This is a genomic window from Sphingomonas koreensis (genome assembly GCF_002797435.1).
In the GTDB taxonomy this organism is placed as follows: domain Bacteria; phylum Pseudomonadota; class Alphaproteobacteria; order Sphingomonadales; family Sphingomonadaceae; genus Sphingomonas; species Sphingomonas koreensis.
In genome coordinates, this window is record NZ_PGEN01000001.1 from 201,501 (window position 1) to 224,210 (window position 22,710).

Annotated in this window: 19 protein-coding genes; 11 read left to right on the top strand and 8 right to left on the bottom strand. The window is 67.4% G+C overall.

All coding sequences use genetic code 11. The features are described 5' to 3' along the window. Positions 1–31: 31 nt before the first annotated feature. From BDW16_RS01055 to BDW16_RS01070, 4 genes are all read left to right on the top strand, one after another. The gene (locus tag BDW16_RS01055) at positions 32–2,044 is read left to right on the top strand and encodes a lytic transglycosylase domain-containing protein (RefSeq protein WP_066575283.1); all 2,013 of its coding nucleotides are present in this window, start codon (positions 32–34) and stop codon (positions 2,042–2,044) included. 1 nt (position 2,045) lies between these two features. After that, positions 2,046–2,459, top strand: coding sequence for a GNAT family acetyltransferase (locus BDW16_RS01060; protein ID WP_100362677.1), 414 nt, complete (start codon positions 2,046–2,048; stop codon positions 2,457–2,459). 2 nt (positions 2,460–2,461) lie between these two features. Beyond that, positions 2,462–2,941 (top strand): transcription elongation factor GreB, encoded by a 480-nt coding sequence (greB, locus tag BDW16_RS01065; RefSeq protein WP_066575716.1) that lies wholly within the window; start codon positions 2,462–2,464, stop codon positions 2,939–2,941. Between the two features lie 111 nt (positions 2,942–3,052). Beyond that, positions 3,053–5,176 carry a TonB-dependent siderophore receptor gene (locus BDW16_RS01070; RefSeq protein ID WP_066575292.1) on the top strand — a complete coding sequence of 708 codons (2,124 nt, stop codon included), beginning with the start codon at positions 3,053–3,055 and terminating at the stop codon, positions 5,174–5,176. Between the two features lie 33 nt (positions 5,177–5,209). Here the strand turns inward: BDW16_RS01070 and BDW16_RS01075 are convergent, their stop codons facing one another. Genes BDW16_RS01075 through aspS form a run of 4 tightly spaced genes read right to left on the bottom strand, consistent with a single transcriptional unit; the run spans position 5,210 to position 10,138 of the window. Continuing rightward, positions 5,210–5,860 (bottom strand): DUF2971 domain-containing protein, encoded by a 651-nt coding sequence (locus BDW16_RS01075; RefSeq protein WP_066575294.1) that lies wholly within the window; start codon positions 5,858–5,860, stop codon positions 5,210–5,212. Continuing rightward, complete coding sequence (locus BDW16_RS01080) at positions 5,860–6,870, bottom strand: 2-hydroxyacid dehydrogenase (protein ID WP_066575296.1); 1,011 nt, start codon at positions 6,868–6,870, stop codon at positions 5,860–5,862. The genes BDW16_RS01075 and BDW16_RS01080 overlap by 1 nt, the downstream gene beginning before the upstream one ends. A gap of 27 nt (positions 6,871–6,897) precedes the next feature. Further along, a complete protein-coding gene (locus BDW16_RS01085; protein ID WP_237241104.1) occupies positions 6,898–8,289 on the bottom strand; it encodes an L-serine ammonia-lyase in 1,392 nt (463 codons plus the stop codon). A gap of 52 nt (positions 8,290–8,341) precedes the next feature. After that, positions 8,342–10,138 (bottom strand): aspartate--tRNA ligase, encoded by a 1,797-nt coding sequence (gene aspS, locus BDW16_RS01090; RefSeq protein WP_066575298.1) that lies wholly within the window; start codon positions 10,136–10,138, stop codon positions 8,342–8,344. Positions 10,139–10,310: 172 nt separating this feature from the next. Between aspS and rnd the strand changes: the two genes are divergently transcribed. Beyond that, complete coding sequence (rnd, locus tag BDW16_RS01095) at positions 10,311–11,489, top strand: ribonuclease D (RefSeq protein WP_066575719.1); 1,179 nt, start codon at positions 10,311–10,313, stop codon at positions 11,487–11,489. A gap of 25 nt (positions 11,490–11,514) precedes the next feature. After that, a complete protein-coding gene (locus BDW16_RS01100; protein WP_066575303.1) occupies positions 11,515–11,796 on the top strand; it encodes an I78 family peptidase inhibitor in 282 nt (93 codons plus the stop codon). A 75-nt stretch (positions 11,797–11,871) separates the two neighbouring features. On the opposite strand, the gene BDW16_RS01105 is transcribed toward BDW16_RS01100, so the two are convergent. Genes BDW16_RS01105 through BDW16_RS01120 form a run of 4 tightly spaced genes read right to left on the bottom strand, consistent with a single transcriptional unit; the run spans position 11,872 to position 17,449 of the window. After that, positions 11,872–13,368: a Ppx/GppA family phosphatase gene (locus BDW16_RS01105; protein ID WP_083629669.1), complete on the bottom strand. Its 1,497-nt coding sequence runs from the start codon at positions 13,366–13,368 to the stop codon at positions 11,872–11,874. A gap of 2 nt (positions 13,369–13,370) precedes the next feature. Next, positions 13,371–15,545 (bottom strand): RNA degradosome polyphosphate kinase, encoded by a 2,175-nt coding sequence (locus BDW16_RS01110; protein ID WP_066575305.1) that lies wholly within the window; start codon positions 15,543–15,545, stop codon positions 13,371–13,373. Between the two features lie 9 nt (positions 15,546–15,554). Further along, a complete protein-coding gene (locus BDW16_RS01115) occupies positions 15,555–16,178 on the bottom strand; it encodes a P-loop NTPase family protein (RefSeq protein WP_066575311.1) in 624 nt (207 codons plus the stop codon). Beyond that, on the bottom strand, positions 16,175–17,449 hold the full coding sequence (locus BDW16_RS01120) for a hypothetical protein (RefSeq protein ID WP_066575314.1): 1,275 nt from the start codon (positions 17,447–17,449) through the stop codon (positions 16,175–16,177). The genes BDW16_RS01115 and BDW16_RS01120 overlap by 4 nt, the downstream gene beginning before the upstream one ends. Positions 17,450–17,511: 62 nt before the next feature. Between BDW16_RS01120 and purM the strand changes: the two genes are divergently transcribed. From purM to BDW16_RS01145, 5 genes are all read left to right on the top strand, one after another. Continuing rightward, positions 17,512–18,606, top strand: a complete 1,095-nt coding sequence (purM, locus tag BDW16_RS01125) for a phosphoribosylformylglycinamidine cyclo-ligase (RefSeq protein ID WP_066575316.1) — start codon at positions 17,512–17,514, stop codon at positions 18,604–18,606. Positions 18,607–18,771: 165 nt separating this feature from the next. Next, positions 18,772–19,293, top strand: a complete 522-nt coding sequence (purN, locus tag BDW16_RS01130) for a phosphoribosylglycinamide formyltransferase (RefSeq protein ID WP_066575318.1) — start codon at positions 18,772–18,774, stop codon at positions 19,291–19,293. Beyond that, entirely contained in the window at positions 19,278–19,667 is a 390-nt protein-coding gene (locus BDW16_RS01135; protein WP_241910301.1) for an MmcQ/YjbR family DNA-binding protein, read from the top strand. Before purN ends, BDW16_RS01135 begins: the two co-directional genes overlap by 16 nt. A gap of 41 nt (positions 19,668–19,708) precedes the next feature. Further along, positions 19,709–20,404 carry an endonuclease/exonuclease/phosphatase family protein gene (locus tag BDW16_RS01140; protein WP_066575723.1) on the top strand — a complete coding sequence of 232 codons (696 nt, stop codon included), beginning with the start codon at positions 19,709–19,711 and terminating at the stop codon, positions 20,402–20,404. Continuing rightward, on the top strand, positions 20,401–22,704 hold the full coding sequence (locus BDW16_RS01145) for a patatin-like protein (protein WP_066575324.1): 2,304 nt from the start codon (positions 20,401–20,403) through the stop codon (positions 22,702–22,704). The genes BDW16_RS01140 and BDW16_RS01145 overlap by 4 nt, the downstream gene beginning before the upstream one ends. Positions 22,705–22,710: the final 6 nt, after the last annotated feature.

Consider the following 22,710-nt stretch of genomic DNA (forward strand, 5'->3'; position numbering starts at 1 on the left):
CCAATAGGCCTGGCTTGCGTATCATGTCCAGATGCTTGCCTCTTTGTTCAAGAGCGGGCTTCTGCTCGCCGGCGTATCGGGTGTCGCGGTCTCTTCTCAGGTCGTGCAGGATGGGGTGGAACGCGCGCGCGTTCAGCTTGCCGCGCTGACGGCCTCACCCCAGGCCTATCCGCCACCCGCGAGTTCGGGGCTCCAATATAATCTCGACCAATGGAAACGGCTCCAGCAATCGGATCGCTGGCCGTTCAGCGACTATGCCAACTTCCTGCTCGCGCATCCCGGCTGGCCGGGCGAGACGAGCCGTCGCGCCGCGGCCGAGACATCGCTGACCTCGGGGGCCGAGGCGCCTTCGCTGGTCATCCGCTTCTTCGAACGCTTCCCGCCCGCTACCGCCGCTGGCCGCGTCCGCTATGCCGAGGCGCTCGCCGCGTCGGGCCGCCGTTCCGAGGCGAACGAGCAGGCCCGCCGTGCCTGGCGCAGCGGCGCGCTGCGTCCCACCGACGAAAGCGCCGTGCTCTCCGGCTTCCCGGGCGCTCTGACCCCGGCGGATCATGACGCCCGGATGGACGCCCTGCTCTGGCAGGACGCACGCACCGCGGCCGCGCGCCAGATCGCCTATACCTCGCCGCAGAACCGGCCGCTGTTCGATGCGCGCCTGGCGATGCAGAGCAACTGGCCCGACGCCCAGACCAAGGCCGCTTCGGTCGAGGCAATGGGCGCGCGTGATCCCGGTTTCATCGCCGATCGCGCGATGTGGTTCCGCAACAATGGCGGCAGCGGCTCGGCCCGCTCGCTCCTCGCTCGGCCCCGCAGCCTCGCGACGCTTCCCGGCAATGTCGAGGAATGGTACGAGGTCCTGCTCGTCAACGCCCGCGCGGCGGAGAGCGACGGTCAGTACGGCCTCGCCTATGCGATCGCCTCGCAGGTCGATGATGCGTTGCCCCCCGGCGCCGACGTCGCCGCGATGGGGCTCGGCATCCGCGACGATTACACCAGCCTGGTCTGGCTCGCGGGCACCGTCGCGATGCAGAAGCTGCGCCGCCCGGCCGATGCGGTGATGATGTTCGATCGCTATTCGCGCGGCAGCCGGACGCCGACCACCCAGTCCAAGGGGCTCTACTGGGCCGGACGCGCCGCCGAAGCCGCGGGGCAACAGGCCGCCGCCCAGGGCTATTACGCGCGTGCCGCCGCCTTCTCCGACCTCTATTACGGCCAGCTCGCGGCCGAGCGGATGAACCGCTCGCTCAAGGCACCGCCTGCGTTTGACGGCACGCGTGCTTCATCCGGCGCACGCACCGCCTTCTATAATCGCGAGGTGGTTCAGGCCGCGCGGCTGCTCGGCACGCTGGGCCGCTGGCAGGAGCAGAGTCTGTTCCTGCGCCAGATCGCCGCCGACGCCACCAGCGCCGAGGACCATGTCCTGGCCAGCGAACTGTCGCGCAGCATCGGGCGCCCGGACCTGGGCGTGATGGTGGGCCGCAGCGCGTTGCTCAACGGCCTCAGCGACTATACCGTCGCGGGCTATCCCTCGGTCCGCGTCCCCGCGGGCGAGGAAGGCTATTTCACGATCATCCACGCCATCGCGCGGCAGGAGAGCCAGTTCGACAAGGCCGCGGTCAGCCATGCCGGCGCGCGCGGGCTGATGCAGCTGATGCCCGGCACCGCGCGCGAGACCGCGGGCAAGCTCGGCCTCGGCTACAACATGGCCTCGCTCACCGCCGATACGGATTACAACATCCGCCTCGGCTCGAGCTATTTCCAGCGGATGCTGCGCTATTATGGCGGCAGCTATCCGCTCGCGGTCGCGGCCTATAATGCCGGCCCCGGCAATGTGAACAAATGGCTCCGCGCCAATGGCGATCCGCGCACCGGGAGCATCGAGGTCATCGACTGGGTCGAGGCGATTCCGATCTTCGAGACCAAGAACTACGTCCAGCGCGTACTCGAAAATGCGGTGGTCTATGATCTGCTTCACCCGAATTATGCCCGGTCGCGCGGCCCGGCGCATCTGAGCTGGTATCTCGGCAAGAGCCGTCCCGGCTGACGTGATCGAGGTCATCCCGTACGACGACGCACAGTTCTGTGAGGTCGACGCGCTGTGGCGCGCGGTCTTCCCCGAAGACCCGCCGCATAGCCATGCCACCGTTGCCATCCCGCAGAAGCTCGCCGTCCAGCGCGACCTGTTCCTCGTCGCGGTGGAAGGCGGCCGCGTGCTCGGCACGGTCCTCGCCGGCTATGACGGGCATCGTGGGTGGCTCTACAAGCTCGCCGTCCATCCCAATGCCCGGCATTGCGGAATCGGGACGAAGCTGGTCCGCGCCGCCGAGAGGAAGCTGGCAGCCAGGGGCTGTACCAAGCTCAATCTTCAGGTACGCGCCGGTAACGACGAAGCCGCCCGCTTCTGGGCGCGCATGGGTTATGGCGAGGAACCGATCATCAGCATGGGCCGCCTTCTTTGAGCATCGATCGCCCCAACTACATCACGCCCGCCGGCTATTCCGCGCTCAAGGCGGAGTATGACGCGCTGTTCGCCGGCGAGCGCCCGAAGCTGGTCGAGACCATCGCCTGGGCTGCGGGCAACGGCGACCGTTCCGAGAATGGCGATTACATCTACGGCCGCAAGCGGCTGCGCGAGATCGACCGCCGGTTGGGCTGGCTGTCTAGGCGGATGAAGGCCGCCAAGGTGATCGACCCCTCCCGCCAGGAAGATCGTAGCCGCATCTGGTTCGGCGCGACCACGACCATCGCGGACGAGGACGACAACCACCGCACCCTGACCCTTGTCGGGGATGACGAGGCCGATGCGGGCAAGGGCCTCGTCGGCTGGAACGCTCCGCTCGCCCGTGCGCTGCGCGGCGCCGCGATCGGCGACCTGCGCCGCGTGACGCTGCCCGCCGGCGAAAAGGAATATGAGGTGATGGAGATCAGCTACCCGAGCTGACTTCACTGCAATTAAGATTGACTCGCAATAGCGATCATGCTCAGGGCACGCGCAACGCGCTGCCCGCCCCTGTCCGGCGATCCAGGACGGCGCTCAGCACAGGGGATTTCGATGAAGACGACCTACGGCCTGCTGGCCACCGCCGCTCTCGGCCTGACCCTGCCGATGACCGCGCAGGCGCATGGGGACGAAGAGCAGAAGACCGACGAGATCGTCGTCTATGGCCGCGGCGAGGAGAAGAACACCCTCGCCACCGGTCTGGACCTGTCCCCGCGCCAGACGCCGCAGTCGATCAGCATCGTCACCCGTGAACAGCTGGAGGACCAGGCCGCGGTCAACGTCGGCGACGCGCTCGCCTATACCACCGGGATCTCGGTCAAGGCGGTCGATCGCGGCCGCAACACGCTGGCGGCGCGCGGGTTCGACATCACCAACTACCAGCTCGATGGTGCGCCCTTCGCCACCGGCAATATCGGGCTGGAGAAGAACAGCACCGCAATCTTCGAGCGGATCGAGGTGATCCGCGGCGCCAACGGCCTGCTGCAGGGCGCCGGCGAACCCTCCGCGACGATCAACCTGGTACGCAAGCACGCCACCTCGCACGAGCTGACCGGCTCGCTCGACCTTGAGGGCGGATCGTGGAACCGCTTCGCCGCGACCGGTGACATCACCGTCCCGATCACCGCCGACGGATCGGTGCGCGGGCGGCTCGTCGCGCAATATTCCCGGCAGGATTCGTTCGTCGATATCGAGAAGTCGAAGGGTTATCTGATCTATGGCGTGATCGACGCCGATCTTGGCGCGAACACGCGCATCAGCATCGGCGCGAGCTACCAGCGCGACGAGCGCGACGGCACGCTGTGGGGCCAGCTACCCTATTGGTACGCTGACGGCACGCGCACCAGTTGGCCGCGATCCAAGACCACCGCCGCGAGCTGGAACATGTGGGACACGACGGAGAAGACCGCGTTCCTCACGATCGACCAGCGCCTGGGCAACCGCTGGTCGCTGCGCGCCGATGTCGCCTATCACGAGCAGTTCGAGGATTCGAAGCTGCTGTGGACCGGCGGCTACCCCGATCGCGCCACCGGAATCGGCATGACCGCTGAAGGCTATTGGTTCCAATCGCGACCCAAACAGTGGAACGTCAGCGTTTCGGCGCGCGGCAATTTCGACCTGCTAGGCCGCGAGCACGAGCTGATCGTCGGTGGCAATTATCGCCACCTGAGCGGCGGCTGGACCGATCGCAAACCCGTCTCGATCGCGCCAATCGGCGATTTCAACCTTTGGGACGGCAGCAAGCACCCCGAGCCGGCCTGGGGAGATCGCTTCCGGTCGAGCGGCTTCGGCACGACCGGGCAATATGCCGTTTACGGTGCGGCCCGGCTCCAGCTGCTCGACCCGCTCAAGCTGATCGCCGGCGCGCGCATCAGCTGGTGGGAGCGCAACGAGGAGATCACGCTCTACACCGCCGCTCCCTACACCATCAGCCACAAGGGCCGCGTGACGCCCTATGCGGGCCTCGTGTTCGACGTGACCGGCAGCATCTCCGCCTATGCGAGCTTCACCAGCATCTTCAATCCACAGGACAACAAGGACCGCAATGGCGACTACCTGCCTCCGGTCGTCGGCAATGCCTATGAAGCGGGGGTGAAGGGGGAATGGATGAACGGACGCGTCCGCGCCTCTGCCGCCATCTTCCGCATCGAGCAGGACAATTTCGCGGTGGTCGATCAAGGCTTCTTCGTCCCTGGCACCACCAACCCGGCTATGCGGCCCGCGCGCGGCACCGTTTCCGAAGGCTATGAAGCCGAGGTCGCGGGCAAGGTCCTCACCGGTTGGGACCTGAGCCTCGGCTGGAGCGCCTTCCGCGCCAAGGATGCCAATGGCGAGCAGGTGCAGCAGCATCACCCGCGCCGTATCCTGCGCATCTCCACCCGCTATGATTTCCGCGGGATGCTCGACGGGTTCAGCGTGGGCGGCTCGGCGCGCTGGGAGAGCGAACCGCCCAAGACCGGCGTGAACCCCGCCACCCAGCTGCGGGAGAATGTCGGCCAGCCGGCCTATCTGCTGGTCAATGCGATGGCGCGTTACAGGCTGAACGACAACGTCTCGCTCCAGCTCAACGTCAACAACCTGTTCGACAAGCGCTACTTCAACAACAATCTGTGGTTTGCCGGCTATGTCTATGGCGAACCGCGCAATGTCCGCGCCACGTTGCGTCTGGGCATCTGAGCGATCGGGCGGAGCGTCACCGCGATGCTCCGCCTAGCCCGCTCCTGCCAGCTTCTTCCCGGCCGCCTTCCAGCGCGAACTGTTCGTCAGCGCCGAGGCTTCGATCTTGAGCTTGGCGCAACCGGGCAGGCCGCGGATGATCGTGCGCAGATTATCCGCCAGCACCGGCGGCATCCACGGGTTGAGCACCAGCCGGGTGATCGAGCCGAGATCGATCGCGATCGGCAGCGAAAAGGCCGGCTCCTCCAGGCATGTCGCCACGATCCGCCATTCGCGCTCGTCGCTATACCCCTCGCGCTTCACGAACGGCAGCCGGTGCGCGTCCTCGGGCGTCAGCGCCTCGAGTTGCCGGATCTGAAGATAGTCGACCGCCCCGGAGATGACCCCCGGGTGGGCGCGCACCGCCGTTTCAAGCGCGGCCTTCTCGAACTCGATGCACACGCCCTCCATCCCCTGCGTGAACACGCGCCAGTGATGATAGGTCTCGCTCGCCATCGCGCAGCACAGGGCCAGCACCGATTTCGCGTCGGCATGGGCGCGATACAGCTCCATGAACTCGACGTCGTTGGTGTCGTCCCATTTGGACGGGCTGAGCAGCACCAGCCGTTGGTGCACCAGCGTGTCGAGTGCGCTCGACAGCGTCGTGTAGCGCCGCACGAACTTGTCGAGGGTCCGCGTCGCCATCAGCCCGCCACCCGTTCGGTCCCGACGCGGTTGGCCAGTTCCCGCCCCGCCTCGGCGTCCGAGATGCTCGCCAGCGTCGTTTCCGCGATCGCGGTCAGCGCCTCCTCGGTCAGGAACGCCTGATGCCCGGTGACCAGCACGTTGGGAAAGGTCAGCAGCCGCTGGAACACGTCGTCCCCGACGATCTCGTTCGACAGATCCTCGAAGAACAGGTCGGCCTCCTGCTCATAGACATCGAGCGCCACCCCGCCGATCTTGCGCGACTTGAGGCCGTCGATCAGCGCCGCGGTATCGATCAGCGCGCCGCGGCTGGTATTCACGATCAGCAGCCCTTCGCGTGCCCGCGAGATCGCCGCCGCATCGATCAGATGGCGGGTAACCGGCGTCAACGGGCAATGCAGCGTGACGATCTCCGCCTGCTCGAGCAGGGTCGCGCGAGGAACATAGCGCACCCCGACCCTCTCAAGCTCCGGGTCGGTCACCACATCGCTCGCCAGCACGTCGCAGCCGAACCCGGCGCGAAGGCTCCGTGCGACCAGCGCGCCGATCTTGCCGGTGCCGATGACGCCGACCATGCGCCCGTGCAGATTGCGGCCGATCAGCCCGTCCAGCGCGAAATTATTGTCCCGCACCCGCGCCCAGGCCCGCGGAATGTGCCGGTCCACAGCGAGCATCAGGCCTATGGTGAACTCGGCAACGGCGTGCGGCGAGTAGGCGGGCACGCGCACCACATCGATCCCCAGCCGCTCGGCCGCGGCCAGATCGACATTGTTGAATCCGGCGCAGCGCAACGCGACCAGCCTCACGCCTGATCCCGCCAGCGCCTCCAGCACTCGGGCATCGACGCAATCGTTGACGAAGACGCACACCGCCGCGCATCCGGCAGCGAGTGGCGCAGTGGACAGGTCCAGCCGCGGCTCGAGAAAGATCAGCTCGTGCGCGTGCGCCGCATTGGCCTCGCTCAGGAAGCGCCGGTCATACCCCTTGGTCCCGAACACCGCGACGCGCATGACTGCTCCCTCTAGCCGCGGCCTGGATCAGCACGCGACGACGTTGACCGCCAGCCCGCCTTGCGCGGTTTCCTTGTATTTCGACCGCATATCCTCGCCGGTCTGGCGCATCGTCTCGATCACCGCATCCAGGCTGACGACATGGCTGCCGTCGCCGTGCATGGCGAGATAGGCGGCGTTGATCGCCTTGATCGCCCCCATCGTGTTGCGCTCGATGCACGGGATCTGGACGAGACCGCCGATCGGGTCGCAGGTCAGGCCCAGATTATGCTCCATGCCGATCTCGGCGGCGTTCTCGATCTGCGCATTGGTCGCGCCCAGCGCCGCAGCGAGGCCCGCCGCCGCCATCGAACAGGCGACCCCGACCTCGCCCTGGCAGCCCATTTCGGCGGCCGAGATCGACGCGCGCTTCTTGTAGAGGAAGCCGATCGCCGCCGTGGTCAGCAGGAAGGTGCGGGCGCCAGCCGGCGTCGGCGAGGCGCAGAAGGTCTCGTAATAGCGCAGCACCGCCGGGATCACTCCCGCCGCGCCATTGGTCGGCGCGGTGACGACACGGCCACCCGCCGCGTTCTCCTCGTTCACCGCCAGCGCCCACAGGCTCACCCAGTCGAACACCAGCGACGGATCGGAGCGCGGCCCGCGCGCGAGCAGCTTGTTGTGCAGGTCGCGCGCCCGGCGCTTGACCTTGAGGCCGCCGGGCAGTTCGCCCTCGCCGCGCATCCCGCGCTCGATGCACGCCGACATCGCCGCGCGCAGCGAATCGAGGAAGGCATCGGTCTCGGTATCGTCGCGCCATGCGGCCTCGTTGGCGCGGACGATATCGGCGATCGTCACGCCCTTCTCCTCCGCCACCGCGAGCAGCTCGGCGCCCGACGAGAAGTTCATCGGCAAGGTGACGTTCGAGCGGGGTGCCTCGCACCCGCCCTCGACCACCGCGCCGCCGCCGATCGAGTACCAGAAGGTCTCGTACGGCTCGCCATCGGGGTAATGCGCAACGAAGCGCATGCCGTTGGGGTGCGCGGGCAGGAAGCGGTCGGAGCGGAAGATCAGATGCCGGCCCTCGACGAACGGCACGATCACCTGCCCGCCCAGCGACAGCTTCTGCTCGGACTGGATCGTCGCGACGATGCTTGCCACCGCGTCGGGATCGACGCTCTCGGGCTGATGCCCGGCCAGGCCCAGGATCACCGCGGTGTCGGTGGCGTGGCCCTTGCCGGTCAGCGCGAGCGATCCGAACAGCTCGCACGAAACCGAAACCGGGATCCCGCGATCCAGCGCCGCTTCGGAAAAGGCATGGGCCGCGCGCATCGGCCCGACGGTGTGCGAGCTCGACGGACCGATGCCGATGGTGAACAGATCGGCCAGCCCGATCGTCGCTTCCACGCGCTGCCGCGCCGCCATTCCCGAACCGTCGAGCATCAAATCCCTCCAACGGGCAGGCGTTGGTTCGCCTGCCTTTACGTCAGAGGCCTTATTCGGTCGGCGCGACGCCCGGCGCAAGCCGGATGTGCAATTCCTTGAGCTGCTTCTCGCTGACGAAGGACGGCGCCTGCATCATCAGGTCCTCGGCCTTCTGGTTCATCGGGAAGACGATGACCTCGCGGATGTTGGGCTGGTCGGCCAGCAGCATCACGATACGGTCGACGCCCGGCGCCGAACCGCCATGGGGCGGCGCGCCGAACTTGAACGCGTTGATCATGCCCGCGAAGTTGCTGTCGACCTGCTCCTGCGTGTAGCCGGCGATCTCGAACGCCTTGTACATGATCTCCGGACGGTGGTTCCGGATCGCGCCCGACGACAGCTCGATGCCGTTGCAGACGATGTCATACTGCCAGGCGAGGATGTCGAGCGGGTCCTTGGTCTCCAGCGCCTCCAGCTCGCCCTGCGGCATGCTGAACGGGTTGTGGCTGAAGTCGATCTTCTTCGCGTCCTCGTCATATTCGAACATCGGGAAGTCGACGATCCAGCAGAATTCGAAGCGGTTCTTGTCGATCAGCTCCAGCTGCTCGCCGACGCGGGTGCGGGCGAGGCCGGCGAGCTTCGCCGCCTGCGCTTCCTTGCCCGCGGCGAAGAAGATGCCGTCGTCCGGGCCAAGGCCCAGCTCGTCGGCCAGGGCCGACATCTTGTCCTCGCCATGGTTCTTGGCGATCGGGCCGCCCCATTCGCCGCCCTTGCGGGTGGCATAGCCCAGGCCGGCAAAGCCTTCGCCCTGCGCCCAGGCGTTCATGTCATCGAAGAACTTGCGGCTCTTCTCGGCGGTGCCCGGCGCGGGAATCGCGCGGACCACGTCACCGGCCTCGACGATCGATGCAAAGCGCCCGAAACCCGAACCTTCGAAATGTTTGCTCACGTCGGAGATCAGGATCGGGTTGCGCAGGTCGGGCTTGTCGTTGCCGTATTTCAGCATCGATTCGCGATAGGGGATGCGCTTGAACGGCAGCGGCGAAACCGTGCGGCCCTTGCCCTGCCAGTCGGCGAATTCCTCGAACACGCCGTGCAGCACCGGCTCGATCGCCGCAAACACATCGTCCTGGGTGACGTAGCTCATCTCGAAGTCGAGCTGGTAGAATTCGCCCGGCGAACGGTCGGCGCGCGCGTCCTCGTCGCGGAAGCAGGGCGCGATCTGGAAATAACGGTCGAAGCCCGCGACCATCAGCAGCTGCTTGAACATCTGCGGCGCCTGCGGGAGCGCGTAGAACTTGCCCGGATGCACGCGGCTGGCGACCAGATAGTCGCGCGCGCCTTCGGGCGAGGACGCGGTCAGGATCGGCGTCTGGAACTCGGTGAAGCCCTGGTCGATCATCCGGCGGCGCAGGCTCGCGATGACATGGCTGCGCAGCATGATGTTGGCGTGCAGCCCCTCGCGGCGCAGGTCGAGGAAGCGGTTGCGAAGGCGGATTTCCTCCGGATATTCGGCATCGCCGAACACGGGCATCGGCAGCTCCTGAGCGGCCGACTGGACGGTCACGCCCTTGGCGAACACCTCGATCTCGCCGGTCGACAGGTTCGGGTTCACCGTCGCGTCCGAACGCGCCTTCACTACACCGTCGATCGTCACGACCGACTCGACGCGCAGCCCTTCGAGCACCGGCAAAGCGGGCGAATCGCTGTCGGCGACGATCTGGGTCACGCCATAATGGTCGCGCAGATCGACGAAGAGCACGCCGCCATGATCGCGCTTGCGATGGATCCAGCCCGAAAGGCGGACGGTCTCACCGACCTGGGCGGCGGTCAGCTGGCCGCAAGTGTGCGAACGATAGGCGTGCATGAGCAATCTCTGATTGCGTCATCCCAGCGAAAGCTGGGATCTCGCGTCCCGAGGGGATTCCCTGCGGCTTGAGACCCCTGCCCTCGCAGGGATGACGGATTTTGTAACTGGCGCGCGCTTCCCCTCCACACAGCCCTTTGTCAACCCGCTCGCGCGCGTCTATGGGCCTGCGATGCACATTCACGGCCTGATCGAAGACTCGGCAACGCTAGCCAATCTCTGCACCCGCCTCGCGCAGCAACCGTTCATCACGGTGGATACCGAGTTCATGCGGGAAAACACCTTCTGGCCTGAGCTTTGTCTCATCCAGATCGCCGACACCAACGAGGCGGCGGCGATCGATCCGATGGCCGAGGGCATCGATCTCACGCCCCTGCTCGACCTGCTCGTCAACAATGAGGACGTGCTCAAGGTCTTCCATGCCGGCGGCCAGGATCTGGAAATCGTCTACAATCTGACCGGCAAGACCCCGCATCCGCTGTTCGACACCCAGATCGCGGCGATGGCGCTCGGCCAGGGCGAGCAGATCGGCTATTCGAACCTGGTCGAAACCTATCTCGGCATCACCGTCGACAAGGGCGCGCGCTTCACCGACTGGTCGCGCCGTCCGCTCGACAAGCGCCAGATCGACTATGCGATCGCGGACGTGACCCATCTCTCGGAAATCTTCCCGAAGATGCTGGAGAAGCTGCGCAAGACCGGGCGCGGCGGCTGGCTCGACGAGGAGATGGAGCGGATCGCCAATCCGGAAAATTACCGCAACGATCCCGATCAGGCGTGGCAGCGTATCCGCATCTCCAGCCGCAAGGCCGAAGTGCTGGGACGCCTCAAGGCGCTGGCGGCATGGCGCGAGAAGGAAGCACAGGGCAAGAACCTGCCCCGCGGCCGCATCGTCAAGGACGAGACGATCGCCGATCTCGCCGCCAACCCGCCGCGCAAGCAGGCAGACCTCACCCGCGTTCGCGGCCTCTCGGCCTCATGGGGCGGCAATGATATCGGAGGACGGCTGATGGCGGCGATCGAGAATGCGACCGCGATGCCCGCGTCGGAAATGCCCGCGCGCGACGACCGCAAGCTACCGCTCGGCAAGGAAGGCGCGCTGGTCGCCGATCTGCTCAAGCTGCTTCTCAAGATCCGCGCCCGCGACATCAACGTCGCGGCGCGCCTGCTCGCACGTTCGGACGATCTCGAAGCGCTCGCCGCGGGCCAGCGCGACAATCTCGCGATTCTCGAAGGATGGCGGTTCGAGCAGTTCGGGCGCGATGCGCTCGCGCTGGTCGAGGGTCAGTTGGGGTTTACCGTGCGCAATGGTAAGCTCAAAATGACTCGCACCGAACAGCCTCAGGACTAGTTTTGGGCCATTGGGAGAACGCGACATGATCCGCTTCACCGCTTTGCTGTTGCCTGTCGGCCTTATGGCCTGCGCATCCTACCCCACCCCGATGCCCGGGCCGGCCCGCTGCAGCGCGGGTGCCGTTCAGGGCTTCGTCGGTCGGGATGCGCGGCCCCGTGTCATCCAGAATGCGAAGCGCCGTGCCGGTGCACGCGACGTCCGCGTGATCCGGCCGGGCCAGGCCGTGACGATGGATTTCCGGTCGGATCGACTCAACGTCGAAGTCGATCACCGCAACAACATTCGCCGGCTGCACTGCGGCTAGGCCTCAGCCCTCCGGGGTGCCGCGGTACACGACCGCGCACGTTTCACCTGAGAAACGCGAACCGGGAGTGACGGCTCAGACCTCGACCGCCGCCGTCAGTCCCAGAGCGCCCGCCAGCGCGCGGTGGCGCTTCTCCACCGCTTCGCCGTAGAGCGCGGCGTCATCGCCGTCGAGGCTGAGCACCAGCTCATCTTCGGCCGCCGCAAGCGACGAGCGCCGCAATGGCCCCGCCACGCCGCCGCTCAGCCGCTGGCCCAGCCGCATGGCAAGCCCCCACAGCTTCGCGTGTTCCAGATCGTCGAGGCTGGCGAGCTGACCGATCGGCGGCGGCGATTCGAACCCGCCGCCCAGCGAGGTGAACAGCGCCTGCGCCAGCAGCGCGCGCCCGCGCGCGTCGATGCCTACCCAATTGCCATGCAACGCGATCTCGAGCCCGCGTTCGGCCCGGAACTCGGGGTTGGCGCGCCAGCCCACATCGGCGAGCAGGCATGCGGCATGCCGCAGCCGCGCCAGATCGGCATCGTCGTCGAACAGCGGCGCGATCCACGCATCGAGCAGGTCGCCATGTTCGGGAAAGCGCCCCGAACGCTGGGCTTCATCGCGCGCCGCGACGATCAGCGGGTCTTCCAGCCGCTGCTCGCTGCTCAGCCCGCCATAAAGCAGCCCCTCGCGCAATCCGAAGGCCGAGGCCACCGTCTCGCGGCTGCCCAGATGCCTGATCAGCACGCCCAGCAGCGCCGCGGCATCCTCCATCGTCGCTACACGGCCCGACGACAGGTTGGGCACGGCGCGGATCTTGCCGCGGCCCAGTTGCTGGATCGTGCGCTGCAGCCGCGTGACCGTCGCCGCGGGCATCGCATATTCGTGGATCACCGGCAGCGGATAGCCGGTCAGGTGCATGTCGAGCCGCGCCAGCGCACGCCACGATCCGCCGACGAGGTAGAAGGGCAGGCCCGCCCCGCGCCCGGTCCAGCCGGCATCGCTCAGCAGCTTGGCGACCGTCCGGTCGAGCGTCCCCTTCCCCTTCTGGCGGATCGCGCCGATGCGCAACACGCCGAGCGGGAAGGAAACCCGGTCGGTCACGGTGCCCGCCACCACGCGCACCAGTTCCAGCGATCCGCCGCCAAGGTCGCCGACGATGCCGTCGGCGTCGGGAATGCCGGAGAGCACGCCATAGCCCGCCGCCAATGCCTCGGCTTCGCCCGAAAGCAGCTCGACCTCCAGCCCCAGCGATCGCGCGATCGCGATCAGCTGGCCGCCGTTCGACGCCTCGCGCACCGCGGCGGTAGCGACGGTGCGGATCGAATCGACCTCCATCTCGCGGGCTAGGCTGGCGAAGCGGGCGAGCGCGGTGGTCGCCATCGTCAGCGCAGCCTCGTCGATCGCCCCGGTCTCGGTCAGCGACCGGCCAAGGCCCGCCATCACCTTCTCGTTGAACAAAGTCGCGGGCAGCCGAGCCGCGCCGTCATAGACGACGAGGCGAATCGAGTTGGAGCCGATATCGATGATCGCGGTGCGCTGCGCGGACGGCACCGGCTCGGCGCGAGGCTTGCGGAACAGGAGTGAGGTCACGCTCACCCGCTACGCTCCGCACGCCACCGGCGCAACGACAGCTTGGGCACCGCCTCGCTTGTCTCCAGCGCCGCGCCACGGCCCGACAGCGACGGGTTGGTCATGAAATAGCGGTGCAGGTTGAACGGCTTGGGGCCGGGATCTTCGCGGACGTAGCGGCCATCGCTTTGCAGCTCCCAGCTCTGCTCGGTGTCGATCAGGTTCGCGACCATCACCTGGTCCAGCACCTGATCGTGCACCGTCGGATTCTGCAACGGAAGCATGAACTCCACGCGCCGGTCGAAATTGCGCGGCATCCAGTCGGCGGACGAGATGAACAGCTTCGCGCCGTCATTGGGCAGCGCCTTGCCGTTGCCGAAGGCCCAGATGCGGCTGTGCTCCAGAAAACGCCCGACCACCGATTTGACGGTGATATTCTCCGACATGCCGGCAATCCCCGGCCGCAGGCAGCAGATGCCGCGGATCACCAGATCGATCTCGACCCCGGCATTGCTCGCCTCGTAGAGCTTCTCGATCATCGCCGGATCGACGAGGCTGTTCATCTTGGCCCAGATCGCCGCCGGCTTGCCCGCCAGCGCATTGGCGATCTCGCCGTCTACCAGTTCCATCAGCCGGTCGCGCAGATGCCGCGGCGAGACCGTCAGCAGCTCCAGATCCTCCGGCTCGACATAGCCGGTGACGTAGTTGAAGATCTTCGCCGCATCGCGACCGATCCGCGGATCCGCGGTGAAGAAGCTGAGGTCGGTGTAGATCCGCGCCGTCACCGGGTGGTAGTTGCCCGTGCCGAAATGGCAGTAGGTGCGGAACTCGTCGCCCTCGCGCCGCACCACCATCGAGACCTTGGCGTGCGTCTTCCACGTGGTGAAGCCATAGATCACCTGAACGCCCGCGCGCTCCAGCGCCGACGCCCAGAGCAGATTCTGCTCCTCGTCGAACCGCGCCTTGAGCTCGACTACCGCCGTGACCGACTTGCCCGCCTCGGCCGCCGCGATCAGCGCCTGGATCACCGCAGACTGTTTGCCGGCGCGGTACAGCGTCTGCTTGATCGCCACCACATCGGGGTCGCTCGCCGCCTGTTTGAGGAAGGCCAGCACGACGTCGAACGTCTCGTACGGGTGGTGGACGACGATGTCCTTGGCCTTGATCGCCGCGAAGCAATCGCCGCCAAACTCACGGACCCGCTCCGGGAAGCGCGGGGCATAGGGCGGGAATTTGAGGTCGGGCCGGTCCTCCTCGACGATCATCGACAGGTCGCCCACGCCCAGGAAGCCGCCGGTCTCGGTCAGCAGCGCCTCGCTGCCGCCCAGTTCCTCGAGCAGCACCGCCTCGAGTCCGGGATCGATGCCCTCCTCCATCTCCAGACGGATGACTCGCCCGCGCCGCCGCCGCTTGATCGCGGTGCGGAAGTAGAGAACCAGATCCTCCGCCTCTTCCTCCAGCTCGATGTCGCTGTCGCGCAGCACCCGGAAGGTTGCCGACTTCTTGACGTCATATCCCGGAAAAAGCAGCGATGAGAACCGCTTGAGCAGCGTTTCTACCGGCACGTAGCAGGCACGCTCGCCCGGCACGCGCACGAAGCGCGGGCTCGCCGGGGGCAGCAGCACCAGCTCGCGGATCGGCTCGCCATCGCTCTGGCGGACCAGGTCGAAGATCACGCTCAGCCCCTTGTTGGGGATGAACGGAAAGGGGTGCGCCGGGTCCAGCGCCTGCGGGGTCAGGATCGGAAAGATCTGAAGACGGAAATGAGTCTGGACCCAATCGGCGACCTCGCCGACGATCGCATCGGCATCGAGCACCTCGATCCCGCGTTCGCCCAGCTCACGGCGGAGGACGTTCCACACCGTCTGCTGGCTGTCGACCAGCTCGCTCGCATCCTCCACGATCGCGGCGAGCTGCTGCCCGGGGGTGCGGCCGTCGGCGGAATGCGCCTCCACCTCCTGCATCTGCTGGCCTTTGAGGCCCGCGACGCGGACCATGAAGAACTCGTCGAGGTTGGAGCCGGAAATCGAGAGGAACCGCAACCGTTCGAGCAGCGGGTGCGCGGTGTTGGCCGCTTCCTCCATCACCCGGCGGTTGAACGCCAGCCAGCTCAGCTCGCGATTGAAGTAGCGCGCTCCGCCTTCCACCGGGCTCGCCGGCTCATTCTCTTCAGGCTTGAGTTGCGCGCGGCTCGACATGGTTCCTCGTCAGGGTTGCGCGCCCGGCTCCCTGAGAAGCCCGGACGCTGAGAGTGTGGACTTCACCGCCGCGATCGACAAGCGCCGGTTGCGGCGGCGGCTGACATCCTCCTCCAGCGCCTCCGCGGTGCGCAGGATCGTCAGGTAATCCCGTTCGATCCGGCGCAACACCCAGGCCACTACATCGGGATTTGCGACGATCTCGTGACGGTCGAGCAGCTGCTGCAGGATATCGGCCGCCAACCGGTCGTCGGGCTGCTCGATCCGCGCGATCGGGCTGGCGTTGAGCCGTGAGCGCAGATCGGGCAGCCGCACCTGCCAGACGGGCGGGGCGTCGTCCGCGACCAGGAACAGCGGCCGGTGGGCCGCCTGCGCCTCGTTCCAGGCATGGAACAGCATCGTCTCGCTCTGGCGGTCGGCCTCGTCGATCATCGTCCCGCCGCTGCGCACCGCCATCGTCCGCGCCAGCAGGCTGCGACCCGACTTGCGCGGCCCGGTAATGATCGCCGCCATCACCGGCCAGGTCGCCCAATGCTCGAGAATATGGACCGCTCTGGAATTGCCTTCGCCGACAAGGAAACTGTCCTCGCGCGCGCCGGCGGGCCGGTCGAGCGGCAGGGAAAGCTGGCTCATCCGTCCGTGCTGTTCCCGACAGGCGGCGGCGGAGCCGGGGTCGCGGGCGCCTGCCCGCCTCCACCCCGCCGGATTCGCAGTACCCCCGGCCCTTCTTCGACCTGCCAGCCGCGCGCGCGCAACGCCGCGCTCAGCGCGGCCTGGCTGCCCTCGAAGGTCACGCGCATCACCGAAATGCCGCCCAGCGCCATGCTGGTCGTGGTGGCCGAGGTGACGCCCGGCACGCCGCGCATCGCCGATTCGCCGCCATTGAGCGCCGCGACGCTCGGCGTATCGAACTGGACCGTCAGTGCAGTTCCGGTCGTCGCCACCGGCACGTCGGTCGGCTCGATCGGCGCTTCCTCGCCCGTCTCCTCGATCGGGATCTCGGGCTTGGGCGGCTCGGTACCGAGCAGATGGTCGGTGCGCAGCCGCCCCGAACGCAGCGCGTCCTGATAGGCCTGGTCGATCCGCCGGATGCCGGCATCGATCAGCGCGGGCAGCGCATTGCCGTCGTTCACGCGCAGCACGAACTGCGCGATCCGGACATTGTCCGGTCCGTGACCGGCGGTGAAAACCCCGACGATCGGGCCGCCGGGATAGCTGCGCCGCAGCTCCACCGTCGGGATCAGCACGTCGTCCGCGCCATATTGGTCGAGGATCGCACGCCACCAGCCGCGGCCCCTGCGCCCCACCTGTCCGGCGTTCATCAGCAGGCGGTCGGGCCCGCTACCGCCGGGGCGCACATAGTCGATCGCACTGTTGCCGGTGCGGAATCGCTTCCACCCGTCGAGGAACGCGCTGTTCCCCTCGAACACCCGGTGCGTCCCGCCCGAAACCTGGACCGGGATCAGCAGCATCGGCGGCGATCGCATCATCTGCCCGCCCACGCCCAGGATCGATGCCGCGCGGTTGCGGTCGAACAGCACGCCGAGCTTGGCGACGTACCGGTTCGGGCCGATCTGCTCGCGCTCGACGATGATGCCGGTGACGATTCCATCGAGCGCCGAGTCGCCCAGGGTCGATCCCTGCCCGGTCAGCCGCTGCGCCAGCATCGTCCACGCCTTGCGCTGCGCCAGTCGCCAGCCGCCCAGCCGGGCCGATTCCGCATCCTTGGCGCGGACGTCGATCTCGACTCCGCTCACCTCGAAACTGCCCGAGCTCTCACCGGAGCCGGCGGCCGGCTCGGCGGTGCCGGCGCCCTTCCCGGCCTGCGCGAGCGCAAAACCCGCCGTGGCGAGCAGCGCGACGGCGGCGGTCGTGGCAAAGGCGGGGGACATACGACGCAACATTCGCCGCCCTTTTGGCGAAGCAGGCGTGGAAATCCAAGCGCGATATCGCTAGGCGGCACTCCATGACCGATCCCAAGCCCTATACCTATGCCCAGGCGGGCGTCTCGATCGATGCCGGCAACGCGCTGGTCAAGGCGATCGCTCCGCTTGCCCGTTCCACGCGCCGTCCGGGCGCCGACGCCGATCTCGGCGGATTCGGCGGCCTGTTCGACTTGAAGGCCGCGGGCTTCACCGATCCGCTGCTGGTCGCGGCGAACGACGGCGTCGGCACCAAGCTCAAGCTCGCGATCGAGCATGACCATCACGACAGCGTCGGCATCGATCTCGTCGCGATGTGCGCCAACGACCTGATCGTCCAGGGCGCCGAACCGCTGTTCTTCCTCGACTATTTCGCCACCGGAAAGCTGGTGAACGGCGTCGCCGAGCGCGTCGTCGCGAGCATCGCGCAGGGCTGCATCCAGGCCGGCTGCGCGCTGATCGGCGGCGAGACCGCGGAAATGCCCGGCATGTATGCCGATGGCGACTATGACCTTGCCGGCTTCTGCGTCGGCGCGGTCGAGCGCGACCGGCTGCTCGACGGCAAGAAGATCGCGCCGGGCGACGTCATCCTCGGCCTTGGCTCGACCGGCGTCCATTCGAACGGCTATTCGCTGGTCCGCCGCCTTGCCGCGGACAAGGGCTGGAAGCTCGACCGCCCCGCGCTGTTCGATCAGGACACGATCCTGCTCGACGCGCTGATGGCGCCGACCCGCATCTATGTGAAGAGCCTGCTCCCGCTGCTGCGCGATGGCGCGATCAACGGCCTTGCCCATATCACCGGCGGCGGCCTGCTCGAGAATATCCCGCGCGTCCTGCCCGAGGGCTGCCATGCCCGCGTCGATGCCGACAGCTGGGCACAGCCGCGGCTGATGGCGTTCCTGCAGGCGCAGGGCAATATCGAGCCGGAAGAGATGGCGCGCACCTTCAACTGCGGCATCGGCATGGTTGCGGTGGTTTCGGCGGACAAGGCCGATGCGGTTGCTCAGGCACTCGAAGCTGCGGGCGAGACCGTCCACCGCATCGGCGGAATCGAGGCCGGCCAGCGCGGCTGCACCGTCGCCGGCAGCGCCGAGACCTGGGCCGCGCGGGCCGAGTGGTCCGCCACGCATAATGCCTGAGCGGTACAATCCCCCCTCCCGCTTGCGGGAGGGATCGGGGGAGGGTCTTTCCTCCTTCCCGTTCTTCACCGCCTGCCGACAAGCCCTCCCCCCGCCCCTCCCGCAAGCGGGAGGAGAGCGGTGAAACGCAAACTCGGCATCCTCATCTCCGGCCGCGGCTCCAACATGATGGCGCTGGCCGAGGCTGCGCGCCTTCCGGAAAGCCCCTATGAGGTCGCGCTGGTCGCCTCGGACAAGCCCGCCGCGCCCGGCCTCGCCTGGGCGGCGGAGCAGGGCATCGCCACCTTCGCGCTGTCGCCCAAGGGGATGCCCAAGGCCGATTATGAGGCGGGGATCGACACGGCACTGCGCGATGCGGGCGTCGAGGCGATCGCGCTCGCCGGCTATATGCGCCTGCTCACCGATGCGTTCGTCGCGCGCTGGCGCGGACGGATCGTCAATATCCACCCCTCGCTCCTGCCCAAATACAAGGGCCTCGACACCCATGCTCGGGCGATCGAGGCGGGCGACGCGGCGGGCGGCTGTTCGGTCCATGTCGTCACCGAGGAGCTCGACGGCGGCGAGGTGCTGGGCCAGGCACAGGTGCCGATCCTGCCCGGCGACACGTCCGAAACGCTCGCAGAGCGCGTCCTCGCCGAGGAACACCGGCTCTATCCGCGCATTGTCGCAGAATGGCTCAGCAGATGACCCCTCAGGCGGCTGCGGCGCTCGACAGGCTCCGTGCCGCCGCGCTCGCGCTTCCGGAGGCGGACGAAAAGCTCTCGCACGGCATGCCCGCCTTCTTCATCCGGAAGGGCAAGATGTTCGCCTATTTCTGGCACCACCATCATGACGACGACGTGACCGCCGCGATCGTCAAGACCAGCGGGACCGAGGAACAGGCGATGCTGATCGAGATGGAGCCCGATCTCTATTATCGCCCGCCCTATTTCGGCCCGTCGGGCTGGGTCGGCATCCATCTCGATCGCGCGGCCACCGACTGGGATCGCGTCGCCGACCGCGTTGCGATCAGCTGGGAACTCGTCGCCCCGCGCCGGTTGCTGGAAGCCGGCGGACGCTGATTCCCTTGCCCTTGCCGATCGCACTGCCCAAACAGGAACCGATGCTGAAGGTCGCCAGCTACAATATGCGCAAGTCGATCGGCACGGACCGGCGACGGATGCCCGAACGCACGCTGGAAGTGCTGCGCGAGATCGACGCCGACGTCATCGCGTTGCAGGAGGCTGACCGTCGCTTCGGCGCGAAGCAGGGCGTGATCACCCCGCATCTGCTCGAAGAGCACAGCCCGTGGAAGGCGGTGCAGTTCGGCGTGCGCAGCGGCAGCATGGGCTGGCACGGCAACGCGATCCTGGTGCGCAAGGACGCGCAGATCCTCGATTGCGAGATCATCCATCTGCCCGCGCTCGAACCGCGCGGCGCGGTGATGGCCGATCTGCGCATCCAGGGCGAGCCGCTTCGCGTGGTCGGCATGCATCTCGACCTGTCGGGGCTGTGGCGGCGGCGCCAGGCGCACGCGATCCTCACCCATCTCGGCACCAGCGAACGCGAAATGCCCACCGTGATGATGGGCGACCTCAACGACTGGACCGCACGCTCGGGCTGCCTGCGCGATTTCGGGCGCGATTTCGCCTTTGCGGAGACGGGCCGTTCTTTCCATGCCCGCCGCCCGGTCGCACGGCTCGACCGGATCATGGTCTCGTCCGGTTTGTCGGTCGCCGATTGCGGCGTCCATGAAAGCCCGGCATCGCGCACCGCATCGGATCACCTGCCCGTCTGGGCGTCGCTGGAGCGCAAATGAGCAACGGGGTGCGGGAGCGGGAGTTGCGGCTGGCGCTGGTCTGCTATGGCGGCATCAGCCTCGCCGTCTATATGCACGGCATCACCAAGGAGGTCTGGCATCTTGCCCGCGCCAGCCGCGCGCACCGCGACGGAGACGCCCCGGGCAGGGGCAGCGAGACGATCTACCACGCCCTGCTCGACGAAATTCGCGACAGCACCGGAATCAACCTGCGCGCGCTGGTCGATATCGTCGCGGGGGCCAGCGCGGGCGGGATCAACGGCGTGTTCCTGGCACAGGCGGTCGCGACCGGCCAGTCGCTCGACCCACTCACCGATCTCTGGCTCGAAGTCGCCGATGTCGAAGCGCTCCTGAACCCCGATCAGGGCCCGTCGCACAAGCTGGCGAAGGTCTGGGCCTTGCCCATCGCCTGGATGCTCACCCGGGAAGGCTCGACCGTTGACGAAACCGTCGAGCCCGGCGCGCGCGAGGAGGTTCGGGCCAAGCTCGAGAAATTCGTCCGCTCACGCTGGTTCGAACCGCCTTTCGGCGGCAAGGAACTGCTCGACATGATGCTCGACGCGCTCGGCGCCATGGAAAAGGCGCCCTGCGGGCCGCGCCTGCTCCCCGCCGGCCAGCCGCTCGACCTGTTCGTTACCGTCACCGATTTCCGCGGCCATCCCGAACGGCTGAAGCTCAATTCCCCGCCCGAAGTGGTCGAAACCGAGCATCGCCTGGTCTTCTCGTTCAGCGACCATGGCGACGCCAGAGCCCCCTTCGCCCATCACGCCGAACTCGCCTTCGCCGCGCGCGCGACCTCGAGCTTCCCCGGCGCCTTCCCGCCCGCCACAGTTGGCGAGCTCGATGCGGTGCTGGCCGCGCGCGGGATGGACTGGCCGGGCCGCGAAGCCTTTCTCGAACACGCCCTGCCCCGCCAGTACGCGGCCGGTTCCGCGGACAAGGCGACGCTGATCGACGGCTCGGTCCTTGCCAACGCGCCCTTCCGCCCCGCGATCGACGCGCTGAAGGAGCGGCCCGCGCGCCGCCAGATCGATCGTCGCTTCGTCTTCATCGACCCAACTCCCGGTCACCGCCTCGGCTTCTACAACGAAGCGCCGGACAATCCCGGCTTCTTCCAGACGATCATCGGCGCACTGTCCGAACTTCCGCGACAGCAGCCGATCCGCGACAATCTGGAAGCGATCGGCCTGCGATCGGCCCGAATCGAACGGATGCTGACGATCGTCGAACGCATCCGCGCCGAGGTCGAGGGCCAGGTCGAATCGCTCTTCGGCTACACGCTGTTCCTTGACTATCCGACGCCCAAACGCTTGTCCGCCTGGCGCAGCCGCGCGCAGATCGCCGCCGCCGCCAAAGCGGGCTATGGCCATGCCGCCTATGGCATGCTCAAGGTCGAAGGCGTGGCGGACCGCATCGCCACGCACCTCCACCAGATCGGCGACCAGCCCGGGCCCGACCGCTGGCGCCGCATCCGCGACGCGATCGGGACGGAGATCGTCCGCCGCGGCGCCGACGATTTCGGCACCAGCCATCCCGGCTCGGCCAGCCCCGCGACGCTCAACCTGCTCCGCGCGCATGATCTCGGCTTCCGCATCCGCCGCCTGCGTCTGCTCGCCCGCCGGCTGACCGAGCTCGATCAGGAACATGAGAATCAGGAACTGACGCCGATGCGCGACGCGATCTACGAATCGCTCGCCGGCTATCTGGAATGCCAGCGCGCCGATCCGTTCCTGGGGCTTCGCGAGTCGGTCCGCGCCGCCGATCTCGATGCCGGCATGCTGCTCGACAATCTCGCCGCGCGGATGGATCTGCGCACGCTCGATCACGAGACCGATGCACGCCTGTCCGAAGGCCTCAGCGCGCTGTCGAAGGAGATGCGGCGCCCGATGCTGCTTGCCTATCTCGGCTTCCCCTTCTTCGATATCGCCACCCTCCCGCTGCTTCAGGGCGAGGGGCTCAACGAGTTCGACCCGATCCGCGTCGACCGCATCTCGCCCGACGATGCGACATCGATCCGCAAGGGCGGCGCACGTGCCACGCTCAAGGGAACCCAGTTCAACAATTTCGGCGCCTTCTTCAGCCGCGCCTATCGCGAGAACGACTATCTCTGGGGCCGCCTCCACGGTGCCGAACGGCTCGTCGATATCCTCCTATCCACCCTCCCGCCCAACGCGACGCTCGGCCCGGGCCGGGTTACGCAGATCAAGCGCAGCATCTTCCACGCCATCCTTGACGAGGAGCAGGACCGGCTGAAGGCGATCCCCACGCTCTTCGCCCAACTCCGTGCAGAGATCGGCTGAGGCTGG